We start from the raw sequence: 25,127 nt of genomic DNA, 5'->3' as shown, positions 1-25,127 counted from the left end.
CCTCCCGCCCTTATATGTGAGCATTTCCGAGATTATGTTCACTTTTGGCGATTGAGGGAAGGGGAAAGCGGGATGTCAGGCCGCCTCGGCCTTGATCGAAAGTTTCAGCGCCTTCAGCACGCCGAGCAGGGTGGAGAGCTTCGGATCGCCTTCGGGGCTCAGGGCCCGGTAGAGCGCTTCCCGGGAAATGCCGGCTTCCTTGGCGACTTTCGTCATGCCGCGCGCGCGCGCAATCGTACCGAGGGCAGCGGCGACATAGCGGGGATCGCCGCTCTCGAAGGCATCGTTCACGAGTTCCGCCTGCGCCTCGGCCGTGCCGAGGTATGGGGCTGCATCGAAGGGTATCGTTTCGATCGCCATCTCAGGTCTCCAGTTCGGTGGCCATCCTGATCGCCCTGGCGATGTCCTTCTTCTGCGTGCGCTTGTCGCCGCCACAGAGCAGGATCACCAGAACCTTGCCGCGCTGTACGAAGTAGACCCGGTAGCCGGGACCGTGGTCGATGCGGAGTTCGCCGATGCCGTCGAAGAACTTGGCGTCCCCCAACAATCCGGCGCCGAGGCGCAGGATCCGTTGCGCGATACGCGCCTGCGCACGCTCGTCCTTCAGACCGTCCAGCCAGTCACGAAAGACCAAAGTCTGCCGTACCTCGAACATTCGTAACTTATAGGTTACGAATATGCGCGTCGCAACCAGAGTCGTAACCGGCAGGTCACGGCAGTCGTATGACGAACTGCTCCGGGCAAGCCGCCCAGGCCCCAATGGACATTCGGATTTTCGAAAGGGGGATGGTGCTGCTGGACAGGATTGAACTGTCGACCTCTCCCTTACCAAGGGAGTGCTCTACCACTGAGCTACAGCAGCGTGATTCCGTTCAGGGCGCGGAAACTGCCACAGGGGCGGGCGATGCGCAAGGGGCGTGACGCTCTTTTTCAAGGTGGCGCGGCAGGGCTCATTTCACCGGTTTCATGCCGGGCGGGGCCTGCAGGAAGCCGGGGGCGGTGGAGCGGAGGCGGGGCTTGGCGGCGCCGGCGGGTTCCGGGGCGGTGTGGGCTTGCGGCCGCTGGTCGATGGTGCCGCCCTCGGTCGATTGATCCATGGAATAGGGGGTGCCGGGCAGGGCCGCGCCGCCGGCCGAGGGCATCCCGCCCGATGCGGCGGTGCCGGCCGGGGCCGCTGCGCCATTGTCGGGGATCGTGGTGTCGGGCCGGGCTGTGATGATTCGGCTCTCCCCGGCGGCGAGCGACTCGGGCGGGCGCTTCGTCCATTGGCCGACGGCGACGATCGCCGCCGCGCCGACCAGAAAGGCGATGGTGATCAGGCCGAGGCCCCAATCCATGCCCTGGCGCGGCGCGGCGCTGGCCATCGGGCGCGGCGCCACGGGCTCGACGCCGCCGATCGCGCCGGGGCGCGGGGCGGGCGGGGCGAGCCCGCGCATGACGGGGGGATCTTCGGTCGCGCGACGTACCATGGCGGCACCAGACTTCATCTTTGTGGCGGCAAGATGGTGCAGATTAAGGACCGCCGATGCCGCTGTCGACGGGTCGCGCATTCGGCATGGCGTCCCGCGCGGAAGGGGGGGAGACAGGGGGCGGGCCTTGGCGCAGGATCGGCGCGCTCCCCAAGGGTCGGTCCCACCAAGGATTGTCGCGTGTCCGTTCTTCATCGTATCGAGATCCCCGCCACCCAGGGCCATTTCTCCGGCCTGGCCGGCGGGCCGCCGCTCGGCCAGGCCCCGCTGATCCACTTCGCCCATGCGACCGGCATGAATGCCGAAACCTACCGCCCGCTGCTGGAGAGCCTGTGCGGCCGCTATACGGTCCGGGCCCTCGACCTGCGCGGCCATGGCCTTTCGACGGTGCCGGCGGAAGCGTCGCGGCTCCGCTCCTGGTCGCGCTATGCCCAGGATCTCGCCGCCGTCCTCGGGCAATGGGGGCAGAAGGCGATCCTGGTCGGCCATTCCATGGGCGGCGCGATCAGCGCCGACGTCGCGGCCCGCCATCCGGAGCTCGCCGCCGCGCTCCTCCTGATCGATCCCGCCGTGGTGCCGGCCGTGGCGGCGCCCGCTTTCTACTTCGCGCGGCTGACCGGGCTGACCGGGCGCATCCCCCTGGCGGAACGCGCATCGAAGCGACAGGCCGTCTGGCCCTCGCGCGAGGTGATGGTCAAGGCCTATTCCGGGCGCGGCGCCTTCAAGACCTGGCGTCCCGGTTTTCTCGAGGCCTATGTCGCGGGCGGCACCAGGGACAATCCCGACGGCACCGTCAGCCTGACCTGCGCCCCGGAATGGGAGGCGAAGACCTTCTCGACCATCGGTCTCACCTTCTGGCGCGGCATGGCGCGGGTGCGCTGCCCGGTCGCCGCGCTCTATGCCGAGACGGAGTCGACACTGCGCGCCCAGGGTGCCCAGAGCCTGGCGGCAATCCGCCCGGGCAGCGCCGTCACCCAGGTACCGGGCTCGACCCATTTCATTCCGATGGAATTTCCGGATGTCGTGGTCGACGCGATCGATACCCTGGTCGCGCGAATTTGAGTACAGAATTCCCTTGACGTCTGGGCGCATTGTGTACATTATGGGTACATAATCGACATGTTTCCGAAATGGGCAACGCCATGGACCAACCGCGGGACAAGGGCGATGCCGTGGATTGGCCGGGCATCGAGCGCGAATATCGCCTGGGCCAGCTCTATCTGAGCGAAATCGCCGAAACCTTCGGCATCAGCGAGTCGGCGCTGCGGCGCCGCGCCCGGTCGGAAGGCTGGGGGCGCGGCGAGGGCGGCGACGATGATTTCGCCGCGCGCCGCGGGCTGGAGGTGGCGCGCGCCCATCGCCGTCTGCTGTCGGATCTTCGGGAGACCCTGGGGCTGGTGCAATCGTCGCTGCGCGACCATCTGGCGGCGCCGACCGGCTTGCCGGAGGACGGACCCTTCGCGGGCAAGGCGGAGACGGTGGCCGGCCTCGTCCGGTCGCTGGGCACCACGGCGGAACGGTTGATCCGGTTGGAACGTCAGGCTTTCGGCCTCGATACCGCGAAGGACGGGGAAGAGCATGACGACAGTGCCGCCGCCGCCGACCTCAGGCAGCGACTTCAGGGCCGACTGGCTCGCCTCGCTGTCGGGGGAGACGCGGGCGGCCTTCCTGCGGAGCCTGAGCCGGGCTGAGGCGGAGGCGCTTTACTACGACTGGCCGTTTTGGGCCCGACCGGCGCAATTGCCGCCGCCGGGCCTCGACTGGCACGGCTGGCTGGTGCTGGCCGGGCGCGGCTTCGGCAAGACCAGGGCCGGCGCCGAATGGGTGCGCATGGAGGTGGAGGCGGGCAGGGCCCGGCGCATCGCCCTGGTGGGCGCCACGGCGGCGGACGCGCGCCAGGTGATGATCGAGGGTGAATCCGGCCTTCTCGCCATTTCGCCGCCCGGATCGCGGCCAAGGTGGGAGCCGTCGAAACGCCTGCTGACCTGGCCCAACGGCGCCGTCGCGGCGGCTTTTTCGGCCGAGCGGCCGGGGCAGATGCGCGGGCCGCAGCACGACCTTGCCTGGGCCGACGAATTGTGCAAATGGCGCGATGCCGACGCCTGGGACCAATTGCTGCTGGGGCTGCGGTTGGGGGCCGCGCCGCGTTTCCTGGCGACCACGACGCCGAAGCCGAGCGCGCTGATCAAGGGCTTGGTGAGCGATCCCGGGGTGCGGGTGACGCGCGGCTCCACCTTCGACAATTGGGCCAATCTGGCCCCGACCTTCCTGGCGGAAGTGGTGCGGCGCTATCAGGGCACGCGCCTCGGCCGGCAGGAGCTGCACGCCGAACTGGTGGACGACGTGCCCGGCGCCCTCTGGTCCCGCGATCTGCTGGACCGGCAGCGCGATGCCCGCCTGCCGGGGGAGATGCTGCGCATCGTCGTCGGGGTCGATCCGGCGGTCGGCGCCACGGGCGAGGACGAGGGGGCGGAGACCGGCATCATCGTGGCCGGGCTGCGGCCCGACGGCGGCTTCCTGGTGCTGGAGGACCTGTCGGGCCGCCTGCCGCCGACCGCCTGGGCGCGCGTGGCGATCGACGCCTTTCACCGCCATCAGGCAGACCGCCTGGTGGCGGAAGTCAATCAGGGCGGCGACCTGGTCGAATCCCTGGTCCGCACCCTCGATCCCGCCGTCGCCTATCGTGCCGTGCGCGCGGCGCGCGGCAAGGCGGTCCGGGCGGAGCCGATCGCCGCCCTTTATGAACAGGGCCGGGTGTTCCATCGCCCCGGCCTCGGCACCCTGGAAGACCAGATGTGCCGCTTCACCGCGATGGGGCCCGAGGGCCTGTGCGACCGGGTGGATGCCCTGGTCTGGGTACTGACCGACCTGATGTCCGGCCCGCGCCCGATCGTTCCGAGACTGCGGAGACTCTGATCCATGGCTGAAAGCAAGAACGGGCCGGCGGCCGCGCCGGGCCTGATGGCACGGCTGCGCCGTCTGATCCGCCCGGTGCCCGAAACGCGGGCGCGCGGCCGGGCCCTGATCGGCTGGCACGAGACCGGCGTGCGCTGGACCGCAAGGCGTTACGCGGCGCTTGCCGACGAGGGCTATGCCCGGAACGTGGTCGTGCACCGGGCCGTCGGCCTCGTCGCGCGCGGCGTCGCGGCGATCCCGTGGATCGCGCGGGATGCCGGCGGCCGCGAGATCGCGGTCGCCGCCTTCGACGTCCTGCTGCGCCGGCCCAACCCGCGCGACGAGGGCACGGCCTTCCTGGAAGCCCTGACCGCCCATCTGCTGATCGCCGGCAATGCCTATGTCGAGGCCGTGGGGCCCGGCACGCGGCCGCGCGAATGGCACCTGCTGCGCCCGGACCGGGTGACGGTGCGCCCCGGACCGGGCGGCGTGCCCGCCGGCTTCGAGCACCGCGAGGGCGAGGAGACGCGCTTCATTCCGGTCGACGGGCTGACCGGGCGTTCCCCCGTGCTGCATCTGAAGACCTTCCATCCCCTGGACGACTGGCACGGCCTGCCGGCGCTGGAGGCGGCGGCCCAGGCGATCGACCAGCACAATGCGGCGGGGGCCTGGAACAAGGCCTTGCTGGACAATGCGGCGCGGCCCTCCGGCGCCCTGGTCTATCAGCCGAAGGAAGGCCCGGCCAGCCTGGCCGACGATCAGTTCGATCGCCTGAAGAGCGAGATCGCGGAACAGTTCGAGGGCGCGCGCAACGCTGGCCGTCCCCTGCTGCTGGACGGCGGGCTGGACTGGCGGGCGCTGAGCCTGACGCCGGCCGAAATGGACTGGATCGAGGGGCGGAATGCCGCCGCGCGGGAAATCGCCCTGGCCTTCGGGGTGCCGCCGCAACTGGTCGGCGTGCCGGACGCCCAGACCTACGCCAATTACGCCGAGGCCCGACTCGCTCTCTACGAGGACACGGTGGTGCCGCTGGCCCAGAGCATCGCGCGCGCCTTCGCCCGGGCCTTCGGGGCGGGCTTCGGCATCGCGACGCTGGAACCCGATCTGGACGAGGTGCCGGCGCTCGAACCGCGCCGGGCGGAACGCTGGGTCAAGGTACGCGGCGCCGCAGACCTCACGCGGGACGAACGGCGTGCGGCGCTCGGCTACGGCCCCATTGGCAAGGACGAGGTGTAATCCATGACATCCATCGAGATCGGCCGGCCCGTCGCCTGGCGCGTGAAGGCGATCGCGCCGGACGGCGCCTTCGCCGGCTATGCCAGCGTTTTCGGGCGCACGGATAGCGAGGGCGACCGGGTCGTGCCGGGTGCTTTCCGCGCCAGCCTGGCGCGCTGGCGTGATGCCGGGCGCCTGCCGCCCTTCCTGTGGCAGCACGACATGGCCCAGCCCATCGGGCGCTTCGATCGCGTGATCGAGGACGAGACCGGGCTGCGGGTCGAGGGCCGCCTGGCGCTGGAGACCGCACGGGGGCGGGAGGCACTCTCCCTCCTTCGCCTCGGCGCGCTGGACGGGCTTTCCATCGGCTATTCGACCGTCGGCGCCGCGATCGCCGCCGATGGCGCGCGCCTTTTGCAGGCGATCGAACTGCATGAAATCAGTCTCGTCACGCTGCCCGCGAATGACGCGGCCCGCGTTTCCTGGGTGAAGGCCGCCCCGGGCGAGGCGGGACTGACCACGGCCATCATCGCCAATCTCCGCCGCGCGGCGGATGCCTTCTCGCTTCGAAAGGACCACGAATGACCGAGCTTGCCACCATGCAGCGCGCGACCGACGAGTTGGCGCGCAGCTTCACCGCCTTTCGGGTGGAGAACGACCGGCGCATCGCCGAGATCGAGACCAAGGGGCGGGCCGACGTGCTGACCGTCGAGACGGTCGAGCGCCTGAATGCCGAGGTCGGCCGCCTGAACGACACGGTGACGGCGATGCAGACCGCGCTGGCCCGTCCCGGCAACGGCACCAAGACCCGGAGTGCCGCCGAGACCGCCCATGCCGCCGCTTTCGCCGGCTTCCTGCGAAAGGGTGTCGACGGCGATCTCGCCACCCTCGAGAAGAAGGCGATGAGCGTCGCCAGCGATCCCGATGGCGGCTACCTGGTGGCGGCGGAAATGTCGTCGCGCATCGTCGCCCGCCTGCAGGAGACGAGCCCGATGCGCGCCATCGCCTCGGTCATCAGCGTCACGGCCGACGCGGTCGAGGGCATGCTGGACCTCGGCGAGCCGGCCGCCGGCTGGGTCGCGGAAGTCGAGGCGCGGTCCGAGACGGCGAGCCCCCAAGTCGGCCTGTGGCGCATCCCGGTCCATGAACTCTATGCCGAACCCCGCGTCTCCCAGAAGCTGCTGGACGACGCCAATTTCGACGTCGAGGCCTGGCTGGCCCAGAAGGTGGCGGAGAAATTCGCCCGGGCCGAAAGTGCCGCCTTCGTCTCGGGCTCGGGTGTCGGCATGCCGCGCGGCTTCGCCACCTATCCGACCGCCGCGACGGGGGACGCGGGCCGGCCCTGGGGCACGCTTCAGCATGTCGCCACCGGCGTGAACGGCGAATTCGCCGCCTCCGATCCGGCGGACCATCTGATCGAGCTGACCTATGCCCTGAAGGCGGGTTACCGGATGGGTGCCACCTGGGTCATGGCAAGGGCGACGGCGGCGGAGGTGCGCAAGCTGAAGGACGAGACCTCGGGCCAGTACCTGTGGCAGCCGGGGCTCGCCGCCGGCAGCCCGGCCAGCCTGCTCGGCTATCCGGTCGCGGAGGCGGAGGACATGCCGGCGCTGGATGACGGCAGCCTGTCGATCGCCTTCGGCAATTTCCGCGAGGGCTATGCCATCGCCGACCGCCTGGGCATCCGCCTGCTGCGCGATCCCTATACCGCCAAGCCGCAGGTGAAATTCTACACCACCAAGCGCGTGGGCGGCGACGTGCTCGATTTCGACGCCATCAAGCTGCTGAAGTTCGGCGCGTAATCACCTCCATCCCGTCGTCCCGGCGAAGGCCGGGAGCTTCCGACGAGAAAGCCCTTTTCGGCACGAGATCCCGGCCTGCGCCGGGATGACGAACTCACCTTTGGAGCAAACCCATGACCATTCGCGACTTGAAGAGCCATCTGGCGCCGGCGCATTCGCTGGCGCCGGCGGTGCGCACCGGCAATGCGACCGGCAGCGCCGTCGACCTGCGGGGCTATGATTCCGCGACGGTGCTGGTCCATTTCGGGGCCTATACCGACGGCAGCCATACCCCGTCCCTCGAAGCCTCGGTCGACGACGACACCTATGAGCCGGTGACCGCGGCGGATCTGACCGGCGACTTCGTGGCCGTGACCGCCGTCGGCGGGGCGAACAGCGTGCAGCAGGTCGGCTATCGCGGCCCGGCCCGCTACCTGCGCGCCAAGATGACGGTGACCGGCGCCAGCAATGGTGCCGCCTCCGCCGTTTCGGTGCTGCGCGGCCACGGCGCGCGCCGGGGCGCCTGATCATGGCGGGTCTGGAGCGCGTGACGCCGCCGGCGGTCGAGCCGCTGTCGCTCGCGGAGGCGCGGTTGCATCTGCGTCTCGACGATACGGCGGAGGATACGATCGTCGCCGCCCTGATCGTCGCGGCGCGGCAGATGGCGGAGCAGCACCTGCGCCGGGCCCTGATCACGCAAGGCTTCCGCCTGTGGCTCGACGCCTGGCCGCTCGGCCGCCGCGCCCTGGACCTGCCGCGTCCGCCGCTGGCGGCGGTCTCCGCCGTCGCCACCTATGACGAGGACGGGGATGCCAGCGTGCTCGATCCGGCGTCATGGCTGGCGGACGTCGTGGCGGTGCCGGGGCGCCTCGTGCTGCGCGCCGGCGCCGCCACGCCCTTCGGCGCGCGGGCGGCCAATGCCATCGCCATCGACTATGAGGCGGGCTATGGCCCGGCCGCGACCGACGTGCCGGAACCCATTCGCCGGGGCATGGCGCTGCTGCTCGGCCATCTGTTCGAGAGCCGGGAAGCGGGGGGCGAGGGGCTGCGGCCCCTGCCGCTGGGGGTGGAGGCGCTGTGGGCACCCTATCGCGTGGTGCGATTGTGAGCGGGCGTGTCGCCATCGGCCGCCTGCGCGAGCGGATCGCCTTCGAGCGCCCGGAAATCGACACCGACGGCGCGGGCGGCGGAACCCTGGCCTGGATCCCGGTGGCGGACGTCTTCGCCGCCGTCGAGGCGGAAACGGGCCACGAGCCGGTCGAGGCCGACGCTCGAGAAGCCCAGGTGACCTGGCGCATCACGATCCGCGCGCGGAGCGATCTTTCGGCCGACTGGCGCGTCGTGTGGCGCGGCCAGCCTCTGGACATTCTGGCGATCCTGCCCGATCCGCGCCGCGCCCATGTGACCATCCTGGCCCGCGGCGGAGGTGGGCAATGAGCGGTTTCGAAGATGTAGCGGAGGCGCTGGCCGGGCGCATCGAGACGGCGCTGGATGCGGCGGCGGCGGCGCTGGGCGAGCATCTGCCCGGGCCGGTGACGGTCGACGCCGGGCCGGGACGCCGCCGGGTCGCGATGGCGGACGAGGCGGCGGCGCGGGAATTCGGCGCCGGGGGCCGCCCGGCCGAACCCTTCGTCACGCGCAAGGTCCGCGACAGCCGGGACGATTTCGCGGCGGCGATGACGGAGGCCCTGCGCCATGACCCCTGACGCCTCGCTCGCCGTGCAGCAGGCGGTCTATGCAAGGCTCGCCGCCGACACGGATCTCGCCGCGCTGATCGGCACAAGGCTTCACGACCGAAGGCCCGAGGGCGGTCTCTTTCCCCATGTCGTGCTGGGCGAGGCGGAGGTCTTTCCCGACGACAGCGCGACCCGGACCGGCCAGCTCCATGTCCTGACCCTGCATGTCTGGTCGCGCTATCGCGGCCGGGCGGAGGTGAAGCAGATCCTCGCCGTGCTCGCCGCCGCCTTTCACCGGCTGCCCCTCGACCTGGGTGCCGATCTTCGCTGTGTCGCGCTTCGTGTCGCCCATGCGGGCGTGCTCGACGACGGCGACGGTGTGACCAGCCACGGCATCCTGCGCCTTCGCGCCGTCACCGAGACGGCGCTTCCCCATACATCCTGAATTCGAGGAGACGAGCATGGCCAAGCAACGCGGCGACCTCTTCCTGCTGAAGGTCGACACCAGCGGCACCGGCACTTTCGCCACCATCGCCGGCCTGCGGTCGACCGGGCTGCGCGCCCGCCTGAAGGTGGTCGAGACCACCAACAAGGATTCGGGCGGCCAGCGCGAATTGCTGGAAGGGGCGGGGGTGCAGTCCTTCACCTTCACCGGTGCCGGCGTCTTCGACAGCGGCACGGCGCACGAGACGGCGCGCGGCCTGTTCATGGCACGCACCAAACGCGACTGGCGCATCGCACGCGGCGACGGCACCACGCTGACCGCGCCCTGCCTGATCACCGCCCTCGACTATGCCGGCGAGCACGACGGGGAGGAAACCTTCACCCTGACCCTCGAATCCGCCGGCACCGTCACCTTCGCCTGAGGAGGAGATCATGAGTGTTCCAAGCACGGCGCGGGGCGAGGTGCGGGTGCATCTGGCCGGGCGCGACTTCCTGCTGCGGCCGAGTTTCGCCGCCCTCGCCGAGACCGAGACCATGGCGGGCTGCGGCCTCGTCCCCCTGGCACGGCGTTTCGTCGACGGCGGCTATGGCCTGCGCGATGTCGTCGCCGTCCTGCTGCCCGCCCTGAAGGCCGGCGGTACGGTGCCGGCCGGTGACGTCGGCGATCTCGTCCTCGATCGCGGCCTGCTGGCGGTGGCGCCCGCCTGCGCCGCGCTGCTCGCCGCCGCCCTCGGTCCGGGGGAGGCGGCGGCAAACCCTTTATGATCGCCGGGGTGGCGGGGGCCGCCGGCCTTGCCATGGCGCTGCTCGGCTGGGCGCCGGGCGCGACCTGGGACGCCACCCCGCGCGATCTCCTGCTGGCGCTCGACGGGCGGATCGCCGTCCGCCGCGCCCTGGCCCCGCCGGCCGCCGGCCGCGCCGATCTCGAAGACCTGAAGACCCGCATCGGCGGGTGACGAGGAATCCATCATGGCTGTCGTCGATCGCCTGACCGTCGAACTGGCGGCGGATGTCGCACCCCTGCGCGATGCCTTCGCCGAGGCGGACAAGCTCGGCGCCGAGGCGCTCGCCGGTCTCGCCGCCGCCTTCGCGGAGGAGAGTGCCGGCAAAGGCGCTTTCGACGGTCTGGCGCGCGGTGTCGAACGGGCGGGGCGGGACATCCGCCATGCCCTGATCGACGCCATCACCGGCGCCGAGGTCGAATGGGACCAGGTGCTGGCGCGGATGGCGCTGCGCGTCTCCGACCTGCTGCTCGACGACGCCTTGGCCAACGCCCTGTCGGCGCTGACCGGTGGCGGCGGGGGTGGGGGCGGGTTGGGCGATCTGGTCTCGGCCCTGTTCGGCGGCTTCCGCGCTTCCGGCGGGCCGGTCCGGCCGGACCGGGCCTATGTCGTCGGCGAGAACGGGCCGGAACTCTTCGTGCCCGATGGTTCGGGCGAGGTGGTGCCGGGCACCGCTTCGGCGGCACAGGTCATGCCGCGCGTGACCGTCAACATCACCACCCCCGACGCCGACAGCTTCCGCCGCAGCCAGGGCCAGGTCACCGCCGCCATGGCGCGGGCGCTGGCGGCGGCGCGGCGCTATTCGTGAGGAAGAGATGAGCTTTCACGACGTGCGCTTCCCCCTCGACATCGCCTTCGGCTCCAGCGGCGGGCCGGGCTGGCGGGTGGAGGTGGTGACCCTGGCCAGCGGCCACGAGGAACGCAATGCGCTCTGGGCCAATCCGCGCCACCGCTACGACGTCGGCCTGGGGTTGCGTTCGGACGACGACCTCCATGCCGTGCTCGCCTTCTTCAAGGCGCGCGGCGGCCGCCTCCACGCCTTTCGCTTTCGCGACTGGCAGGACTGGAAGAGCTGCGCGCCCCTCGGCACGCCGGCCATGACCGATCAGGCGCTCGGCATCGGCGATGGCGTGACGCAACAGTTCCAGCTGGCGAAGACCTATGACTCCGGGGGCTATGCGCAACGTCGCGCCATCACCCGGCCGGTCGCGGGCACGGTGCTGGTCGCGGTCGACGGGGGGGCGGTGACGGGCATCGATGTCGCGATCGACCATGATGCCGGCATGGTGGCGCTGGCGGATGCGCCGGCACCGGGCGCGGTGGTCACCGCCGGCTTTGCCTTCGACGTGCCGGTCCGTTTCGACATCGACCAGCTCTCCGTTTCCATCGCCGATTTCCGGGCGGGGCAGGTGCCCTCCATTCCCTTGATCGAGGTGCTGTCGTGAAGGATCTGCCGGAAGATCTGGCCGCCCATCTGGCCGGCGGCGTCACCACACTGGCGCGCTGCTTGCGCGTGATCCGGCGCGACGGTGTCGTGCTGGGTTTCACCGACCACGACCGCGATCTTGCCTTCGACGGTGTCGTCCATCGGGCCGACAGCGGCTTCACCGCCTCCGCGATCGAGAGTGTGGCGGGGCTTTCCGTTTCCAACGTCGACGTCGAGGGCGCGCTGTCGGCCGATGCGGTGACCGAGGCGGATCTCGCCGCCGGGCGCTACGACGATGCCGAGGTGCTGATCCATCTGGTCAACTGGCGGGACGTCGCCCAGCGCGTCCTGCTGCGCCGGGGACATATCGGCCAGGTGACGCGCGGGCGAAGCGGTTTCACCGCCGAGCTGCGCGGCCTTGCCCATCGCCTGGACCAGGTGACGGGGCGCCTGTTCGAGCGCCGCTGTGCCTGGAACCTCGGCGATGCCCGCTGTGGCATCGACCTCTCGCTGCCCGCCCACCGCGCGACCGCGACGGTCATGGCCGTCGAGGGCCGGATGACCCTGGTCATGGACGGCCTGGATGGGCATGACGGCGGCGATTTCGCCTTCGGAACCTTGACCTGGACGGGCGGCGCCAATGCCGGCACGGGTTTCGAGATCGCCCGCCAGCACGGCGCGCGCATCACCTTGCTGCTGCCGCCGCCCATGGCGCCGGCGCCGGGCGATACGGCCCTGTTGACCGCCGGTTGCGACCGCCGCTTCGAGACCTGCCGCGAGCGTTTCGCCAATACCGTCGCCTTCGGCGGCTTTCCCCATATGCCCGGCACGGATTTCGCCCTGTCCTATCCAAGCCAGGGAGACGGCAATGACGGCTCCAGTCTCGTCTGAGCGCGTGGTCGCGGCGGCCCGGCGCTGGCTCGGCACGCCCTATCGCCATCAGGCGTCCCTGATCGGTGTCGGCTGCGACTGCCTGGGTCTCGTGCGCGGGGTCTACCGCGATCTCCACGGCACGGAGCCCGAGGTGCCGCCGCCCTATACCCCCGACTGGGCGGAGGCGCGACGGGCCGAGACCCTGGCGGCGGCGGCCCGGCGCCATCTGGTCGAGATCGCACCCACGGCGGCGCTGGCGGGCGACGTGCTGCTCTTCGCCTTCGCGCCGCGCAGCCCGGCGAAACATTGCGCGATCCAGACGGCACCGGGGCGGATGATCCACGCCTATGACCCGCATCCGGTGGCGGAGGTTTCGATCGTGCCGTGGTGGCGCGCGCGGCTTCGCTTCGCCTTCCGCTTTCCGGGGACCGACTGACCATGGCGACTCTCGTCCTGACCGCGGCCGCGACGGCGCTCACCGCTTCCAGTTCGCTGTGGGTGGCGGCGATCGCCACCGCCGCCGCGACCGCCGTCGGAGCCTATGTCGACCGCCAGCTCTTTTCCGAGACGGTGCATCGCGAAGGCAATCGCCTTTCGGATCTCCAGGTCCAGAGTTCGACCGAAGGCGCGCCGGTGCCGGAATTCGCCGGGCGCGCGCGGCTTGCCGGGCAGATCATCTGGGCCACCCGCTTCCGCGAGGTGCCGACCACCGAAAGCTCGGGCGGCGGCAAGGGCGGCAGCGGCGGCGGCAGTTCCGTCACCACCTACAGCTATTACGCCAGTTTCGCGGTCGCCTTGTGCGAAGGCCCGGTGGACCGGCTGTGGCGCGTCTGGGCCGACGGCAAGCCGCTGGACCTGACCGGCGTCACCTGGCGCTTCCATCCCGGCGACTTCGAACAGGATCCCGATCCCCTGATCGAAGGCGTCGAGGGCACGGGGCAGGTGCCGGCCTATCGCGGCACCGCCTATGTCGTCTTCGAAAATCTGGCGCTGGAAAAATTCGGCAACCGCCTGCCGCAGCTGACCTTCGAGGTGTTCCGCCGGGTGCCGCCGCCGGGCGGCATCGGGCTGGAGGATCGGATCGGCGCGGTCAGCCTGATCCCGGGCGGCGGGGAATTCGTCTATGATACGCGGGTGATCACGGCCGGCAGTGCCGGCGGCGCCGAGGGCGCGCAGACGCCGCAGAACCGGAGCGCGGGAGACGCGAGAGCGGACCTGATGCCCGCGCTCGACGATCTCGCCGCCAGCCTGCCGGCGGTGCGCCGGGTCTTCGTCGTCGTCGGCTGGTTCGGCGACGATCTGCGTGCCGGCCACTGCACCATCCGGCCCCGGGCCGAGATCGCGGCGAAGCACACATTCGACGGGCGCAATGCCGTGACCTGGACGGTCCACGGCCAGAACCGCGCGGGCGTGCCCGTCATCTCGATCAATCCGGCCAACGGCCACAATGCCTATGGCGGCACCCCGTCCGATGAATCCCTGGTGCGCGCCATTCGCGAGCTGAAGGCCAGGGGTTATGCCGTCGGCCTCTATCCCTTCCTGTTCATGGATATTCCGGCGGACAATGCGCTGCCCGATCCCTACAGCGACCATGGCGCCGGTGTCGGCCAGGCGGCGCATCCCTGGCGCGGGCGGATCACCGCCGCCGTCGCCCCCGGTTACGCCGGCAGCGACGACGGCACGGCCGGGGCCGGGGCGCAGGTCGACGCCTTCGCCGGCACCGTCGCACCGGCCGATGTCTCGGTCGCGGTCGACGGCGGCACCAATGCCGTCTCGGTCGGCTATGGCGGACCGGCCGAATGGTCCTATCGCCGCTTCATCCTGCACTACGCCCGCCTGGTGGCGGCGGTGAATGCCGTCGATCCGGGCGCGGTCGACGCCTTTCTGATCGGGTCGGAACTGCGCGGCCTGACGACGCTGCGGAATGCGTCCGGCGATTATCCCTTCGTCGGCCACCTGCGCGCGATCGCGGCCGACTGCCGCGCGGTCATGGGCGCGGGGGTGGCGCTCACCTATGGCGCCGACTGGTCGGAATATTTCGGCCACCAGCCGGCGGACGGCAGCGGCGACATCCGCTATCACCTGGATCCCCTGTGGGCGGACGGGAATATCGACGCCGTCGGCATCGACAACTACCTGCCCCTGACCGACTGGCGCGACGGCGCCGGCCATCTCGATCATGTGGCGGGGTTCGCCGGGCCTCACGACCCCGCCTATCTGCGCGCCGGGATCGAGGGCGGGGAGCAATACGATTGGTATTACGCCAGCGAGGCGGACCGCGCCGGCCAGATCCGCAGCCCGATCACCGACGGTGCGCACGGCAAGCCCTGGGTGTTCCGGCCGAAGGACATCCGGTCCTGGTGGTCCAACCCTCACCACGAACGCGACGGCGGCGTGGAACGCCCGATGCCGACCGCCTGGGTGCCCGAGGGCAAGCCGATCTGGTTCACCGAACTGGGCATTCCCGGCATCGATCGGGGCACCAATCAGCCGAATGTCTTCTTCGATCCCAAATCCTCCGAATCCGCGCTGCCCCATTTCTCCGCCGGCACGCGGGACGATCTGGTGCAGCGCGCCGGGCTCGACGCCTGGCTCGACCATTTCGGGCCGGATGCCGCGACCAATCCGGTCTCCGCCGTCTATGGCGGCCGCATGGTGGGCGAAATCGCGGTCTGGACCTGGGATGCGCGGCCGTTTCCGGCCTGGCCGGCGCGCAGCGACCTCTGGGGCGACTGCGATCTCTGGACCGTCGGCCATTGGCTGAACGGCAAGGTCGCGGGCGGCGATCTGGCGGGGCTGGTGCGCGGCCTCTGCGCCCGGGTCGGTCTCGGCGACGGCATGATCGACGTCTCGCGCCTTGCCGGCATCGTCACCGGCTATCTGCGCGATCGCCCGGCGGCACCGCGCGGCGAGATCGAGGCCCTGATGGCCGCCTTCGACTTCGACGCGGTGGAGGTGGGCGGGCGCCTGCGCTTCCTGCCGCGCGGCGGGGAGGCGGTGGCGAGCCTGACCCCCGACGATCTGGTCGCGGCCGAGAGCGGCGCCGACTATGCCCTGATCCGCGCCCAGGAGACGGATCTGCCGGCGGAAATCGCCATCGCCTTCACCGATGTCGCCCGCGACTATCGACAGGGCACGGCGGTCAGCCGCCGCCTGGTGGGCGGGGCCGCGGGGCGCAGCCAGATGGGCCTGCCCCTGGCGATGGACGAGGGGCAGGCCCGGCGCACCGCCGAGCGCCTGCTGGCCGCCGCCTGGATCGGCCGTGATGGCGCCCGCCTGACCCTGCCGCCTTCGCGCCTGGCGCTCGATCCGGGGGACGTGGTCCGCCTCTCGACGCCGGGCGGCGACCTGCTGCTGCGTCTCGGCCGGATCACCGACGGGCCGGGGCGGGCGGTAGAGGCGGTGGCGGTCGAACCGTCGATCCACGGCCCGGTCCTGGCCGAGGGCCGGCCCGCCACGATCTCCCGCCTGCCGGCGCCGGTCGGCCTCGGCCTTCGCCTGCTCGACCTGCCCGTCCTGTCGGAAGACGATGCCGGTCACCGTCCCTGGGCCGCCGCCGCGACCAGCCCGGCGGTGACCGTGGCGGTGGAGGCGACGGCGACGGGCGCGGGCTTCGGCCGTGTCGCCCTGCTGCCGCTCTCCGCCACCATGGGGGTTACCACCTATCCGCTCTATGACGGTCCGGCGGACTTCTGGGACGAGGGTAACGTGCTCGGCGTCGAGCTGCAGACCGGCGTGCTGGCCGGGCGCGCGCGCGACGACCTGCTGGCGGGCGACGTCAATGCGCTCGCGATCGGCAATGCGGACGGCGAATGGGAAATCCTGCAGTTCGCCGAGGCGGCGACCGTCGGCACCCGCCGTTTCGATCTGCGCGGCCTGTTGCGCGGCCGTCTCGGCACCGAGCATGCCATGCGCGCCCCGCTCGCCGCCGGGGCGCCGGTGGTCCTGCTGAACGGCGCGCTGCGCCAGGTGGATCTGCCGTTGTCCGCACGGGGGGTGGCCCGGGACTATCGTTTCGGCCCCGCAACGCTGCCGGCGGACGATCCCGCCTGGGGCACGACGGTCTTCACCGCCGAGGGGCGGGGCCTTCGCCCCTATGCCCCGGTCCATGTCACGGGCCGGCGCGACGGTGCCGGCAACCTGCGCATCGCCTGGATCCGGCGGACCCGCTTCGGCGGGGTCTGGGCCGACGGCGTCGACGTCGCCCTGAACGAGGAGGCGGAGCGCTACGAGATCGACGTCCTCGACGGCGCCGGGCCGGCGGTGAAGCGGACGATCGCCGTGACCGAAGCCTTCGCGGACTATGACGCGGCGGCGCAGACGGCGGATTTCGGCTGGCTGCCCTCGGCCGTCGTCATCCGCGTGCATCAGGTCTCGGCCGTCTTCGGCCGGGGCATCGGGGCCGTCGCGACGGTCTGAATCCATTCATTTCCGGAGGTGACCCATGGCGACCCCGCGTCTGGCCATGCCCTATATCGTGCAATCCCAGGCCCAGAAGGAAGTAACCCACAACGAGGCCTTGAACGGTCTCGACCTGCTGGTCCAGGCCGTGGTCCTGGATCGCGACCGGACGGCACCGCCGGAAGCCCCTGCCGCCGGCCAATGCCATATCGTCGGTCCCGGCGCCACCGGTGCCTGGGCCGGGCGCGACGGCCAACTCGCCGGATGGTACGGCACGGCGTGGCGCTTTCATGCCGCCTTCGCGGGGATGATCGTCCATGTCGCGGCCGAGGGCCTCACCCTGGTGCGGGGCATCGCCGGCTGGGCGCCGATCGGTGTTTCGGCCGGTATCGCCATCGCCGATGTCGCCGGGCTCGACGCCGCCCTCGACGGCAAGCTCGACGATGGCGACGCGGCCCTCTTCGCGACGGCATCCGAAGGGGCACTGGCGACCAGCGCCCTGCAACCCGCCGCCGTCGGCACGACGGTGCAGGCTCATGCCGGCAGGCTCGACGCCGTCGCCGCCGCGACCTGGGCGGCGGATCGGGGCCTGGTGCTGACCGGTGCCGATACGATCGACAGTTTCGCCTTCACGCCCTTCATGCGCGGCCTGATGGCGAGCGCGGCCGGGGGCGATCTCCTGGCGGCGGCGGGTGCCCTGCCGCTCGCCGGCGGCGTCGCGATGGGCGGCAGCTTCAATGCGGATAGCACGGGCTCGCTCGCCTATTCCTGGTCGGGGGGCAGCGTCGCGGTCAATCTCTCGGCCTATTCGGACAATGCCATCGGGCCGATCCTGAAGATGCAGAAGGCGCGCGGCACCGGCGCCGCGCCGGTGGCGGTGCAGAAGAACGATCTCCTGTTCCGCCTTTCCGCCACCGCCTATGACGGTTCGAGTTACCCGCTGGTTGGCGAAGAAGTGATCCAGGTAATCTCGCCGGTGCCGGCGAGCGGCGACATGGCGACGCGCTGGCGCCTGCGCCTGTGCCCGCTCGGTTCCGCCAGCCTGATGGAAGTGGCGCGCTTCGAAGGCGACAGCGGGCTCTCCCTGTTCGGCGCCAATTGCGTGATCTCCGCCGATCGCCTGCATCGCCTCAGGGTACTGACCGTCGCGACCCTGTCGTCCGTGACGCCGGCCCAGGGCGATCTCGCCTTCGTCGCCGATCTCGGCGGCGGCGGCGGCGTCGTCCGGCATGACGGTGCCCATTGGGCGCGCCTGAAGGAAGGCGGCTGCGCCGTATGGACGGGCGACGCCGACTTCAGCCTCGCCGCCCTCGTCGATGCGCCGGTGATCCGCCATACGGCCACCCTGACCGCGGGCCGCGGCATCACCCTTTCGACCCTCAACGCCGCCGCCGGCACGCGCTTTCACATCGTGCGGACGGGCGGCGGCGCCTTCCCGCTCGACGTCGGCGGCTTGCGCGCGCTGGCCACCGGCACCTGGTGCGCCGTCGAATTCGACGGCGCGGCCTGGCGTCTCCTTTCCTATGGGAGTTTGTAACGATGCAGATTGCGATCAGATCCTTTCTCTGGGTGCCGTCGGCCTATGGCGAACCGGGCGTGCCGGCCTTTCAGGTCGATGTCGTCGAAACCGCCGAGACCATGGAGGAGGCGGCGGCGATCGGCGGTCTGACGCGCCTGCGCCAGGCCCTGAACGTCGCCCAGGCGGCCGACCTCGGCATCACCATCGAGACGATCGGCGCCGCCTTTTCGACCGATCTCGCCGCCGCCCTCGATCGCGCGCTGGCGGCGCGCGACGCGGCGCTGGCGCAACTCGCCGCGCTCGACGGCTGAAGGGGAGAAGACGGATGGACGGTTCCGATCCGACACGTCGCGCGAGCGCCCTGGAACGCCAGGCGGCGCTTGCGATCGGCGCCCTGCTGACGGCGGGGGTGGTCTGGATGGCGAATGGCGTCGCCGAGACGACGGCGAGCGTCGCGGCCCTTCGCGTGCAGATCGAGGCCTTGCGCGAACAGATCGCCGAATTGAAGGAAGGCGGGCGCTTCACCTTTCCGGCGGCGGAGGCGCGGCGCGAATTCGGCCGGGTCGACGGCCGCCTCGCCGATCTCGAGCTCCGGCTTCGCCAGATGGAGCTGCGTGTGCCGGAGGGGCGGGAATGAGCGCGCCCCAGCCACCCTTCGCCGCGCGCCTGGCGGATCTGCCGCCGCCGGGCGAGGCGGATCGCGACACGCTGGCCCGCACCCTCTGGGGCGAGGCGCGGGGCGAGGGCGTGCCGGGCATGGCCGCCGTCGCCGCCGTCATCGTCAACCGCATGCGTGCCAGCGGGCGCCGCGTCGCGCTCGGCCAGAAGCCGCTGTGGTGGGGCGGGCCCGACGCGGTCTCGGTCTGCCGCGCGCCCTGGCAGTTCTCGTGCTGGAACCGGGACGACCCGAACCGCGCGAGGCTTCTCGCCATGGTGCCCGACGACGCGGCGCTGCGGCCGGCCCGGCTGATCGCCGATGCCGCCCTCGACGGCCGCGCGGGCGATCCGACCGCCGGCGCCGATCACTATCACGCCCGGGGCGTGCGGCCCGCCTGGGCCCGGGGGCGGCGCCCCCTGGTCGCCATCGGTCGCCATCACTTCTATCGCATCGGCCCCTGAGGAGGTTTCCATGATCGACTATATCGTCCGCAACGGCGACGCCCTGCTGAGCGTCGCCACCACGGTGGTGGCCGCCGCCTCCGCCATCGCCGCCCTGACCCCCAGCCCGAAGGACGACGGCATCGTCAGGGTGCTGCGCCGCCTGATCGAACTGCTGGCGCTCAACGTCGGCAATGCCCGGTCCGATCGCTGACTTGGCATGGTCTTCGCAGGATAGGGGGCGTGGCACCGCGCCAGCCCCCGAAATCCGGCGCGGCGCCATGGCAACCCGGCAATTTTCGCCGGGCAGCCGGGACCGGATTGCCGGGGAGGACCTTGGAATGAGCCTGATCTTGCCGACCGAACTGACCAGCGTGGCGACCGATCGCACCTATGCCGGTATCCGCGCCGACGTGGTGCAGGGCATCCAGTCCGCATCCTGCAAGACCGGCGTCGACTTCAAATACTTGCTCGCCCAGGCCAAGATCGAATCCGGCTTCGATCCGGAAGCCAAGGCGCGCACCTCTTCCGCCCGGGGGCTCTATCAGTTCATCGAACAGACCTGGCTCCAGATGGTGAAGGACCATGGGGCGGAACATGGTCTGGGCGATCTGGCGGATTCGATCGAGCGTTGCTCCAACGGGCGGCTCAAGGTGGCGGACAAGGGCTTGCGCAAGGAGATCCTGGACCTGCGCGACAATCCGGCGGTGGCGGCGGCGATGGGGGCCGAATTCGCCAGCGACAACAAGGATTACCTCGAAGGCAAACTGACGCGCCCGGTGAATTCGACCGACCTCTATATGGCGCATTTCCTCGGTGCCGGCGGGGCGTCGCGCTTCCTGCGCACCATGGAGAAGGCGCCACAGGCGTCCGGCGCCGACCTGCTGCCGGCCGCCGCCGCCGCCAACCGCAACATCTTCTACGACAAATCCGGCAAGCCGCGATCGGTCAGCGCGATCTATGATCATTTCGCCAAGAAGATCGAAAGCGCCGGCGCCAAGGCCGCCGACGTGGTGGTGGCCCAGGTCGATACCGCCGCCGACACGGTGGGCAGCATCGGCCGACAGATCGGGCGCGGCCTCGCCAGCGCGGTCGACAGTATCGCCAGCGTCTTCGGACCCCGCCTCTCGACCGACGCGGTTCTCACCCTGGCGACCCTGCCCATGCCGGGCGAGGAGGAGAAGGCGGCGAAGTCGGCGAAGGCCGCCTGACGCCGTTCAAACCACCGGCGCCCAGAGCACGTCCTCGATTCGCGCCGCCCCCGTCGCCAGCATGACGAGGCGATCGACGCCCAGCGCGATGCCGGCACATTCGGGCAGACCCCATTCCAAGGCCGCGAGGAAATCCGCGTCGATCGGATAGGAGAAGCCGTAGAGCTTCTCCTTCAAGGCGCAGTCGGCTTCGAAGCGCCGGCGCTGTTCCGCCGCATCGGTCAGTTCGCCGAAGGCGTTCGCCAGTTCCACACCCCCGACATAGAGCTCGAAACGTTCCGCCACCCGGGAATCGTCCGGGTTCGGGCGCGACAGGGCGGCCATGGAGATCGGCCAGTCGGTCAGGAAGGTCGGTTTCGTCTCGCCCAGATGGGGTTCGATCCGGTCGAGGGCGATCTTGAAGAAGATATCTTCCCAGCGATCCTCGTCGCTGGTCGAAATGCCGATCTCCTCCGCCGCTTCGCGGAGACGCCCGGGGCTCGGGTCGCGGTCATCGTCGATCGTGGCGAACAGGTCGACGCCCGCATGCAGGAAGAAGGCTTCCTCGATCGACAGGCGCTCGAAATCCTCGTCCAGGGGAATGGCCTTGCCGGCGACCAGCAGGTGATCGCGACCGCATGCGCTGGCGGCGGCGCGCAGCAGGGCTTCGCAATCGGCCATCAGATCGTCCAGCCCGGCGCCCGTCCGATACCATTCCAGCATGGTGAATTCCGGGTGATGGGTGTCGGAGCGTTCCCGGTTCCGCCACACCCGCGCCATCTGGAAGATCCGGCTTTCGCCCGCGACCAGCAGTTTCTTCATGGCGAATTCGGGCGAGGTGTGCAGGTGCCGGCGCAAGCCCGGCCCGCCGTCCGCCGGTTCCAGATCGGTCGAAAAGGCCATCAGATGCGGTTCGATCCCCGGGCTGACCTGGAGCGCCGGCGTCTCCACCTCGATGAAATCGCGGGCGTCGAAGGCGGCGCGGATCGCCTTCGTCACGGCGGCGCGGGCATGAAGCGCGTCGCGCCGGGCGGCGAAAACGTCGGGGCGCCACCAGGGCGCGCTTTGGGGCGGGTTCGATCCGGTCATGATGCAGGGGCCGTAGCAGGCGCCGTGGCGGTTGTCCATCGCGGGCGCGTCTGATAGGGTCCGCCGCCATCCAGACAGGCCATTTAGAGTCAATCCCCATGCCCAAGGTAAACGCGAATACGATCCGCGTCGGCAATGTCGTCGAAATCAACGGCAAGCTGTTCGCAGTTCTGAAGACCCAGATGGTGCAGCCCGGCAAGGGCGGCGCCTTCGCCCAGCTCGAACTGCGCGGCATCCGCGACGGCGTGAAGACGCAGGAACGCTACCGCTCGTCCGAGCAGGTGGAGCGCGTCAGCCTCGAAGACCGGGACTATCAGTACCTCTATCCGGAAGGCGAGAATTTCGCCTTCATGGATGTCGAGACCTTCGATCAGATCCTGGTCTCGCGCGATGTGATCGGCGAGCCGGCGGTGTGGCTGCAGGAAGGCATGGTCTGCAACATCCGCACCTTCGAGGGCGATCCGGTCTCGGCCGAACTGCCCCAGACCGTGACCCTGCAGATCGTCGAGGCCGATCCGGTGGTGAAGGGCCAGACCGCGTCGTCGTCCTTCAAGCCCGCCATGCTGGAGAACGGCCAGAAGGTCCTGGTCCCGCCCCACATCGAATCCGGCACCCGCGTCGTCGTCGCCACCGCCGACGGCTCCTACATGGAACGCGCCAAGGACTGATCGGTCCTGCCGGGGCCCGGTTTCGGCGGGCCCCGGAAATTCGATCCTCGCCCGGTTGAACCGGGCGGGCATTCCGCGCACACTCCCGCCGCCCATCAGACAGCCGCCGGGAGAAGAAGCCGATGAATGCCGCCGAAGCCTGCCAGTTCGATCCCGACCGCCTCGCGCGCCTGCCGGCCGCGATCCTGGCCGATGTCGAGGCGGCGCGGATCGACGGCGCCGAGGTGCTGGTGGCGCGCGGCGGCCGTATCGTGCTGCATCAGGCGATCGGCTATGCCCATCGTGAGAGCGAGCGCCGGATGGACATCGGCGACGTCTTCATGTCGATGTCGGTCTCCAAGCAGTTCACCAATATGGCCGTGCTGCAATGCGTCGAGCGCGGCGACCTCGCCATCGACACGCCGGTGGCGGCGGTGATCCCGGAATTCGCGGAACACGGCAAATCCGGCATCACCATCGGCCATCTGATCACCCATACCAGCGGCCTGCCCCCGGTGATCGTGGGCGACAAGAGCCTGAACGCCGCCGACATCGGCTCGGTCACCGCCGCGCTCTCGCGCGCCACGCCCCTCTGCCCGCCGGGCGAGCGATTCATGTACAGCCCTGTGCTGGCCCACGGCCTGCTGGCGGAAATCGTGCGCCGGCTGGATCGCCACGATAGGCGCTTCGCCCGCATCCTGGCGGACGATGTCTTCGAGCCGCTGGGCATGACCGACACCGTGCTCGGCATTCCGGCGGAAGTCCGGCCGCGCTATGTGCCGGTCGTCGTCCGCGACAGGACGCCGGGCCTGTTTCCCCCCGGCGTCCTCGAATCCTCCGACCGGCTGAAGCCCGACAGCGAGATGCCGGGCGGCGGCTGCGTCACGACGGCGAGCGACGTCTTCCGCTTCGCCGAATGCTGGCGCCAGAAGGGGCGGGGCCCCGGCGGTTCGCTGCTGGCGCCGGCGCTGGTGCGCTTCGCCCTGGAGGACCGGACGGGCAAGCTGCCCAATTCCCTCTATGCCCATGCCGTGGAGCGCGGCTGGGGCGACGTGCCCTCCCACATGTCCTATGGCTTCTGGCTGCGGGGCACCGGGGTCCATCCGGCCCCCTTCGGGCATCTGGCCAGCCCGGGCACCTTCGGCGGGCTGGGCGCCGGCTCCCATGCGTTCTGGGTGGATCCGGTCAGCGACGTCACTTTCGTGCTTCTCTCGGCGGGGCTTCTGGAAGACAGTGCCTCGATCGAGCGGTTCCGCCGCCTGTCCGATCTCGTCCACTGCGCCCTGGAAGGCTGAACCTTCGGGCTTTTCCGGGGCCCTGGCCCGCCTTCGATGTCCGAACCCCTGCGCCGGCGCTGGCCGGTGGCCGTCCGCATGGCCTTCTTCTATGCGGTCTCCTTCTCGGGGCTCGGCGTCGTCGTGCCCTTCCTGCCGGCCTGGATGGCCCATCGCGGGTTGGCGCCGACGGATATCGCCATCGTGCTGGCCCTCGGCCAGATCATCCGCATCGTCGGCAACACCGGCTTCGGGCGTCTCGCCGATCTGCTGGCGGATCGCCGCCGCATCCTCATGGGCCTTACGGTGGCGAGCCTCGCGTCCTTCGCCCTGCTGGCGCCGGCGCAAGGCTTCTGGGCCGTGCTGGGCGCCTATCTGGTGGCCAATCTGTTCTATCCCGCCCAGGTCGCCCTGACCGAGAATCTGGGCGTCATCGCCGCCTATCAGCGCGGCTATGATTATGGCCGCGTGCGGCTCTGGGGTTCCATCACCTTCATCCTGGGCACGCTGGTCATGGGCTGGGTGATGCCGGTGACGGGCAGGGAGGGGATCCTGTGGCTGACCCTCGCGCTTCTCGCCCTCACGGCATCGACCGCCTGGCTGCTGCCGGTGATCGAGATCGAGCGCCGGCCGCGCTTTCCCGGCGCCATCCGCGCCTTCCTGCGCCAGCCCGTGTTCCTGCTCTTCCTCGGCGCCAATGCCTTCGTGCAGTCCAGCCACGCCGCCTATTACACCTTCGCCACCATCCATTGGCAGAACGCCGGCCTCAGCGATGCCACCATCGGCCTGATCTGGTCGGAAGGCGTGGTGGCGGAGATCCTGCTCTTCGCCTTCTCGTCACTTTTCGTCGACCGGCTGCGCCCGACCCTGCTGATCCTGATCGGGGCGATCGGCGGCATCCTGCGCTGGGCCGTGCTGGCGGCGACGACCGATCCCGCGTTTCTCCTGGCCGTCAACTGGCTGCACGCCTGTTCCTTCGCTTTCGCCCATCTGGGCGCCATGCATTTCATCGCCCGCGCCATCCGCCCCGGCCTGACCGCGACCGCCCAGGGGCTCTATGCCTCCTTCGGGATTTCGGTGGCGGTTTCGGCCGCGACCCTGATCATCGGACCGCTGTTCGAATGGGGCGGCGGCGTGGTGTTCGCCCTGATGGCGGTGTTTTGCGCCATCGCGACGGCTTTCGCCTTCCGTCTCGACCGGCGCTGGGACGGCGGCGAACTGGCGATGGAGGAGGGGGGCCGCGCCAGTCCGGGACAAAGTTGACGCCTTGTTCACTATTGCCCGGCGGGGCGGTCGCGGACTAGGGTTCTTCCACCCGAACGATAAGAAAATCGGGGGGGAGGAAAAC

Annotated in this window: 32 protein-coding genes and 1 tRNA gene; 28 read left to right on the top strand and 5 right to left on the bottom strand. The window is 70.4% G+C overall.

Going from position 1 to position 25,127, the window contains the following annotated elements:
• Positions 1 to 75: 75 nt before the first annotated feature.
• The 4 genes from L2U69_RS12615 to L2U69_RS12600 all read right to left on the bottom strand — a co-directional run bounded on the left by L2U69_RS12615 (position 76) and on the right by L2U69_RS12600 (position 1,436).
• A complete protein-coding gene (locus L2U69_RS12615; protein WP_236107410.1) occupies positions 76 to 360 on the bottom strand; it encodes an addiction module antidote protein in 285 nt (94 codons plus the stop codon).
• A 1-nt stretch (position 361) separates the two neighbouring features.
• On the bottom strand, positions 362 to 655 hold the full coding sequence (locus L2U69_RS12610) for a type II toxin-antitoxin system RelE/ParE family toxin (RefSeq protein ID WP_236107408.1): 294 nt from the start codon (positions 653 to 655) through the stop codon (positions 362 to 364).
• Between the two features lie 132 nt (positions 656 to 787).
• Positions 788 to 862: transfer RNA gene (locus tag L2U69_RS12605), tRNA-Thr, on the bottom strand.
• 88 nt (positions 863 to 950) lie between these two features.
• A complete protein-coding gene (locus L2U69_RS12600; protein ID WP_236107665.1) occupies positions 951 to 1,436 on the bottom strand; it encodes a hypothetical protein in 486 nt (161 codons plus the stop codon).
• A 213-nt stretch (positions 1,437 to 1,649) separates the two neighbouring features.
• On the opposite strand from L2U69_RS12600, the gene L2U69_RS12595 reads away from it, so the two are divergent.
• The 25 genes from L2U69_RS12595 (at position 1,650) to L2U69_RS12475 (ending at position 20,790) form a co-directional block, all read left to right on the top strand.
• Complete coding sequence (locus tag L2U69_RS12595; protein ID WP_236107406.1) at positions 1,650 to 2,531, top strand: alpha/beta fold hydrolase; 882 nt, start codon at positions 1,650 to 1,652, stop codon at positions 2,529 to 2,531.
• A gap of 80 nt (positions 2,532 to 2,611) precedes the next feature.
• Complete coding sequence (locus L2U69_RS12590) at positions 2,612 to 3,160, top strand: hypothetical protein (protein ID WP_236107404.1); 549 nt, start codon at positions 2,612 to 2,614, stop codon at positions 3,158 to 3,160.
• Complete coding sequence (locus L2U69_RS12585; RefSeq protein WP_236107401.1) at positions 3,048 to 4,385, top strand: DNA-packaging protein; 1,338 nt, start codon at positions 3,048 to 3,050, stop codon at positions 4,383 to 4,385. Before L2U69_RS12590 ends, L2U69_RS12585 begins: the two co-directional genes overlap by 113 nt.
• 3 nt (positions 4,386 to 4,388) lie before the next feature.
• The gene (locus L2U69_RS12580; RefSeq protein WP_236107399.1) at positions 4,389 to 5,600 is read left to right on the top strand and encodes a phage portal protein; all 1,212 of its coding nucleotides are present in this window, start codon (positions 4,389 to 4,391) and stop codon (positions 5,598 to 5,600) included.
• Between the two features lie 3 nt (positions 5,601 to 5,603).
• Positions 5,604 to 6,164, top strand: a complete 561-nt coding sequence (locus tag L2U69_RS12575) for an HK97 family phage prohead protease (protein ID WP_236107398.1) — start codon at positions 5,604 to 5,606, stop codon at positions 6,162 to 6,164.
• Entirely contained in the window at positions 6,161 to 7,381 is a 1,221-nt protein-coding gene (locus L2U69_RS12570) for a phage major capsid protein (protein ID WP_236107396.1), read from the top strand. The genes L2U69_RS12575 and L2U69_RS12570 overlap by 4 nt, the downstream gene beginning before the upstream one ends.
• A gap of 113 nt (positions 7,382 to 7,494) precedes the next feature.
• On the top strand, positions 7,495 to 7,887 hold the full coding sequence (locus L2U69_RS12565; RefSeq protein WP_236107394.1) for a hypothetical protein: 393 nt from the start codon (positions 7,495 to 7,497) through the stop codon (positions 7,885 to 7,887).
• Between the two features lie 2 nt (positions 7,888 to 7,889).
• Positions 7,890 to 8,468, top strand: a complete 579-nt coding sequence (locus tag L2U69_RS12560; RefSeq protein WP_236107392.1) for a head-tail connector protein — start codon at positions 7,890 to 7,892, stop codon at positions 8,466 to 8,468.
• On the top strand, positions 8,465 to 8,797 hold the full coding sequence (locus L2U69_RS12555) for a phage head closure protein (protein ID WP_236107390.1): 333 nt from the start codon (positions 8,465 to 8,467) through the stop codon (positions 8,795 to 8,797). The genes L2U69_RS12560 and L2U69_RS12555 overlap by 4 nt, the downstream gene beginning before the upstream one ends.
• Positions 8,794 to 9,066, top strand: coding sequence for a hypothetical protein (locus L2U69_RS12550; RefSeq protein ID WP_236107388.1), 273 nt, complete (start codon positions 8,794 to 8,796; stop codon positions 9,064 to 9,066). The genes L2U69_RS12555 and L2U69_RS12550 overlap by 4 nt, the downstream gene beginning before the upstream one ends.
• Positions 9,056 to 9,481: a DUF3168 domain-containing protein gene (locus L2U69_RS12545; protein ID WP_236107386.1), complete on the top strand. Its 426-nt coding sequence runs from the start codon at positions 9,056 to 9,058 to the stop codon at positions 9,479 to 9,481. Before L2U69_RS12550 ends, L2U69_RS12545 begins: the two co-directional genes overlap by 11 nt.
• 16 nt (positions 9,482 to 9,497) lie before the next feature.
• Entirely contained in the window at positions 9,498 to 9,902 is a 405-nt protein-coding gene (locus L2U69_RS12540; protein WP_236107384.1) for a phage major tail protein, TP901-1 family, read from the top strand.
• Positions 9,903 to 9,912: 10 nt separating this feature from the next.
• Entirely contained in the window at positions 9,913 to 10,245 is a 333-nt protein-coding gene (locus tag L2U69_RS12535; RefSeq protein ID WP_236107382.1) for a GTA-gp10 family protein, read from the top strand.
• On the top strand, positions 10,242 to 10,436 hold the full coding sequence (locus L2U69_RS12530) for a phage tail assembly chaperone (RefSeq protein ID WP_236107380.1): 195 nt from the start codon (positions 10,242 to 10,244) through the stop codon (positions 10,434 to 10,436). The genes L2U69_RS12535 and L2U69_RS12530 overlap by 4 nt, the downstream gene beginning before the upstream one ends.
• A 13-nt stretch (positions 10,437 to 10,449) precedes the next feature.
• Positions 10,450 to 11,070, top strand: a complete 621-nt coding sequence (locus L2U69_RS12525) for a hypothetical protein (protein ID WP_236107378.1) — start codon at positions 10,450 to 10,452, stop codon at positions 11,068 to 11,070.
• Between the two features lie 7 nt (positions 11,071 to 11,077).
• On the top strand, positions 11,078 to 11,707 hold the full coding sequence (locus L2U69_RS12520; protein WP_236107376.1) for a DUF2460 domain-containing protein: 630 nt from the start codon (positions 11,078 to 11,080) through the stop codon (positions 11,705 to 11,707).
• Positions 11,704 to 12,579 (top strand): DUF2163 domain-containing protein, encoded by an 876-nt coding sequence (locus tag L2U69_RS12515; RefSeq protein ID WP_236107374.1) that lies wholly within the window; start codon positions 11,704 to 11,706, stop codon positions 12,577 to 12,579. Before L2U69_RS12520 ends, L2U69_RS12515 begins: the two co-directional genes overlap by 4 nt.
• Positions 12,557 to 12,997 (top strand): NlpC/P60 family protein, encoded by a 441-nt coding sequence (locus tag L2U69_RS12510; protein ID WP_236107372.1) that lies wholly within the window; start codon positions 12,557 to 12,559, stop codon positions 12,995 to 12,997. The genes L2U69_RS12515 and L2U69_RS12510 overlap by 23 nt, the downstream gene beginning before the upstream one ends.
• Before the next feature lie 2 nt (positions 12,998 to 12,999).
• Complete coding sequence (locus tag L2U69_RS12505; protein WP_236107370.1) at positions 13,000 to 16,980, top strand: baseplate multidomain protein megatron; 3,981 nt, start codon at positions 13,000 to 13,002, stop codon at positions 16,978 to 16,980.
• A 25-nt stretch (positions 16,981 to 17,005) separates the two neighbouring features.
• Positions 17,006 to 18,499 (top strand): DUF2793 domain-containing protein, encoded by a 1,494-nt coding sequence (locus tag L2U69_RS12500; RefSeq protein WP_236107368.1) that lies wholly within the window; start codon positions 17,006 to 17,008, stop codon positions 18,497 to 18,499.
• Between the two features lie 2 nt (positions 18,500 to 18,501).
• Positions 18,502 to 18,792, top strand: a complete 291-nt coding sequence (locus L2U69_RS12495; protein WP_236107366.1) for a hypothetical protein — start codon at positions 18,502 to 18,504, stop codon at positions 18,790 to 18,792.
• A gap of 14 nt (positions 18,793 to 18,806) precedes the next feature.
• The gene (locus tag L2U69_RS12490) at positions 18,807 to 19,118 is read left to right on the top strand and encodes a hypothetical protein (protein ID WP_236107364.1); all 312 of its coding nucleotides are present in this window, start codon (positions 18,807 to 18,809) and stop codon (positions 19,116 to 19,118) included.
• Entirely contained in the window at positions 19,115 to 19,600 is a 486-nt protein-coding gene (locus L2U69_RS12485; RefSeq protein WP_236107362.1) for a cell wall hydrolase, read from the top strand. The genes L2U69_RS12490 and L2U69_RS12485 overlap by 4 nt, the downstream gene beginning before the upstream one ends.
• Before the next feature lie 10 nt (positions 19,601 to 19,610).
• Entirely contained in the window at positions 19,611 to 19,793 is a 183-nt protein-coding gene (locus tag L2U69_RS12480; RefSeq protein WP_236107360.1) for a hypothetical protein, read from the top strand.
• Between the two features lie 127 nt (positions 19,794 to 19,920).
• A complete protein-coding gene (locus L2U69_RS12475) occupies positions 19,921 to 20,790 on the top strand; it encodes a transglycosylase SLT domain-containing protein (protein ID WP_236107357.1) in 870 nt (289 codons plus the stop codon).
• 6 nt (positions 20,791 to 20,796) lie between these two features.
• Here L2U69_RS12475 and epmA read toward each other — a convergent pair whose 3' ends face one another.
• On the bottom strand, positions 20,797 to 21,897 hold the full coding sequence (epmA, locus tag L2U69_RS12470) for an EF-P lysine aminoacylase EpmA (RefSeq protein WP_236107355.1): 1,101 nt from the start codon (positions 21,895 to 21,897) through the stop codon (positions 20,797 to 20,799).
• A gap of 59 nt (positions 21,898 to 21,956) precedes the next feature.
• Between epmA and efp the strand changes: the two genes are divergently transcribed.
• From efp to L2U69_RS12455, 3 genes are all read left to right on the top strand, one after another.
• Positions 21,957 to 22,526 (top strand): elongation factor P, encoded by a 570-nt coding sequence (gene efp, locus L2U69_RS12465; protein ID WP_236107353.1) that lies wholly within the window; start codon positions 21,957 to 21,959, stop codon positions 22,524 to 22,526.
• A gap of 122 nt (positions 22,527 to 22,648) precedes the next feature.
• A complete protein-coding gene (locus tag L2U69_RS12460; RefSeq protein ID WP_236107351.1) occupies positions 22,649 to 23,800 on the top strand; it encodes a serine hydrolase domain-containing protein in 1,152 nt (383 codons plus the stop codon).
• 36 nt (positions 23,801 to 23,836) lie between these two features.
• Complete coding sequence (locus L2U69_RS12455) at positions 23,837 to 25,042, top strand: MFS transporter (RefSeq protein ID WP_236107349.1); 1,206 nt, start codon at positions 23,837 to 23,839, stop codon at positions 25,040 to 25,042.
• Positions 25,043 to 25,127 lie beyond the last annotated feature (85 nt).

It is taken from the genome of Zavarzinia marina (assembly GCF_021568905.1).
Taxonomy (GTDB): Bacteria; Pseudomonadota; Alphaproteobacteria; order Zavarziniales; family Zavarziniaceae; genus Zavarzinia; species Zavarzinia marina.
The sequence above is the reverse complement of the archived record's forward strand: the minus strand, read 5'-3'. Positions and strand labels throughout refer to the sequence as shown.

Excerpts from the sequence above, each read along its gene's own strand:
- L2U69_RS12615 (WP_236107410.1), bottom strand. The coding sequence starts at position 360 with ATGGCGATCGAAACGATACCCTTCGATGCAGCCCCATACCTCGGCACG.
- L2U69_RS12610 (WP_236107408.1), bottom strand. The coding sequence starts at position 655 with ATGTTCGAGGTACGGCAGACTTTGGTCTTTCGTGACTGGCTGGACGGT.
- L2U69_RS12600 (WP_236107665.1), bottom strand. The coding sequence starts at position 1,436 with ATGCGCGGGCTCGCCCCGCCCGCCCCGCGCCCCGGCGCGATCGGCGGC.
- L2U69_RS12590 (WP_236107404.1), top strand. The coding sequence starts at position 2,612 with ATGGACCAACCGCGGGACAAGGGCGATGCCGTGGATTGGCCGGGCATC.
- L2U69_RS12585 (WP_236107401.1), top strand. The coding sequence starts at position 3,048 with ATGACGACAGTGCCGCCGCCGCCGACCTCAGGCAGCGACTTCAGGGCC.
- L2U69_RS12580 (WP_236107399.1), top strand. The coding sequence starts at position 4,389 with ATGGCTGAAAGCAAGAACGGGCCGGCGGCCGCGCCGGGCCTGATGGCA.
- L2U69_RS12575 (WP_236107398.1), top strand. The coding sequence starts at position 5,604 with ATGACATCCATCGAGATCGGCCGGCCCGTCGCCTGGCGCGTGAAGGCG.
- L2U69_RS12570 (WP_236107396.1), top strand. The coding sequence starts at position 6,161 with ATGACCGAGCTTGCCACCATGCAGCGCGCGACCGACGAGTTGGCGCGC.
- L2U69_RS12565 (WP_236107394.1), top strand. The coding sequence starts at position 7,495 with ATGACCATTCGCGACTTGAAGAGCCATCTGGCGCCGGCGCATTCGCTG.
- L2U69_RS12560 (WP_236107392.1), top strand. The coding sequence starts at position 7,890 with ATGGCGGGTCTGGAGCGCGTGACGCCGCCGGCGGTCGAGCCGCTGTCG.
- L2U69_RS12550 (WP_236107388.1), top strand. The coding sequence starts at position 8,794 with ATGAGCGGTTTCGAAGATGTAGCGGAGGCGCTGGCCGGGCGCATCGAG.
- L2U69_RS12545 (WP_236107386.1), top strand. The coding sequence starts at position 9,056 with ATGACCCCTGACGCCTCGCTCGCCGTGCAGCAGGCGGTCTATGCAAGG.
- L2U69_RS12540 (WP_236107384.1), top strand. The coding sequence starts at position 9,498 with ATGGCCAAGCAACGCGGCGACCTCTTCCTGCTGAAGGTCGACACCAGC.
- L2U69_RS12535 (WP_236107382.1), top strand. The coding sequence starts at position 9,913 with ATGAGTGTTCCAAGCACGGCGCGGGGCGAGGTGCGGGTGCATCTGGCC.
- L2U69_RS12530 (WP_236107380.1), top strand. The coding sequence starts at position 10,242 with ATGATCGCCGGGGTGGCGGGGGCCGCCGGCCTTGCCATGGCGCTGCTC.
- L2U69_RS12525 (WP_236107378.1), top strand. The coding sequence starts at position 10,450 with ATGGCTGTCGTCGATCGCCTGACCGTCGAACTGGCGGCGGATGTCGCA.
- L2U69_RS12520 (WP_236107376.1), top strand. The coding sequence starts at position 11,078 with ATGAGCTTTCACGACGTGCGCTTCCCCCTCGACATCGCCTTCGGCTCC.
- L2U69_RS12510 (WP_236107372.1), top strand. The coding sequence starts at position 12,557 with ATGACGGCTCCAGTCTCGTCTGAGCGCGTGGTCGCGGCGGCCCGGCGC.
- L2U69_RS12505 (WP_236107370.1), top strand. The coding sequence starts at position 13,000 with ATGGCGACTCTCGTCCTGACCGCGGCCGCGACGGCGCTCACCGCTTCC.
- L2U69_RS12500 (WP_236107368.1), top strand. The coding sequence starts at position 17,006 with ATGGCGACCCCGCGTCTGGCCATGCCCTATATCGTGCAATCCCAGGCC.
- L2U69_RS12495 (WP_236107366.1), top strand. The coding sequence starts at position 18,502 with ATGCAGATTGCGATCAGATCCTTTCTCTGGGTGCCGTCGGCCTATGGC.
- L2U69_RS12490 (WP_236107364.1), top strand. The coding sequence starts at position 18,807 with ATGGACGGTTCCGATCCGACACGTCGCGCGAGCGCCCTGGAACGCCAG.
- L2U69_RS12485 (WP_236107362.1), top strand. The coding sequence starts at position 19,115 with ATGAGCGCGCCCCAGCCACCCTTCGCCGCGCGCCTGGCGGATCTGCCG.
- L2U69_RS12480 (WP_236107360.1), top strand. The coding sequence starts at position 19,611 with ATGATCGACTATATCGTCCGCAACGGCGACGCCCTGCTGAGCGTCGCC.
- L2U69_RS12475 (WP_236107357.1), top strand. The coding sequence starts at position 19,921 with ATGAGCCTGATCTTGCCGACCGAACTGACCAGCGTGGCGACCGATCGC.
- epmA (WP_236107355.1), bottom strand. The coding sequence starts at position 21,897 with ATGGACAACCGCCACGGCGCCTGCTACGGCCCCTGCATCATGACCGGA.
- efp (WP_236107353.1), top strand. The coding sequence starts at position 21,957 with ATGCCCAAGGTAAACGCGAATACGATCCGCGTCGGCAATGTCGTCGAA.
- L2U69_RS12460 (WP_236107351.1), top strand. The coding sequence starts at position 22,649 with ATGAATGCCGCCGAAGCCTGCCAGTTCGATCCCGACCGCCTCGCGCGC.
- L2U69_RS12455 (WP_236107349.1), top strand. The coding sequence starts at position 23,837 with ATGTCCGAACCCCTGCGCCGGCGCTGGCCGGTGGCCGTCCGCATGGCC.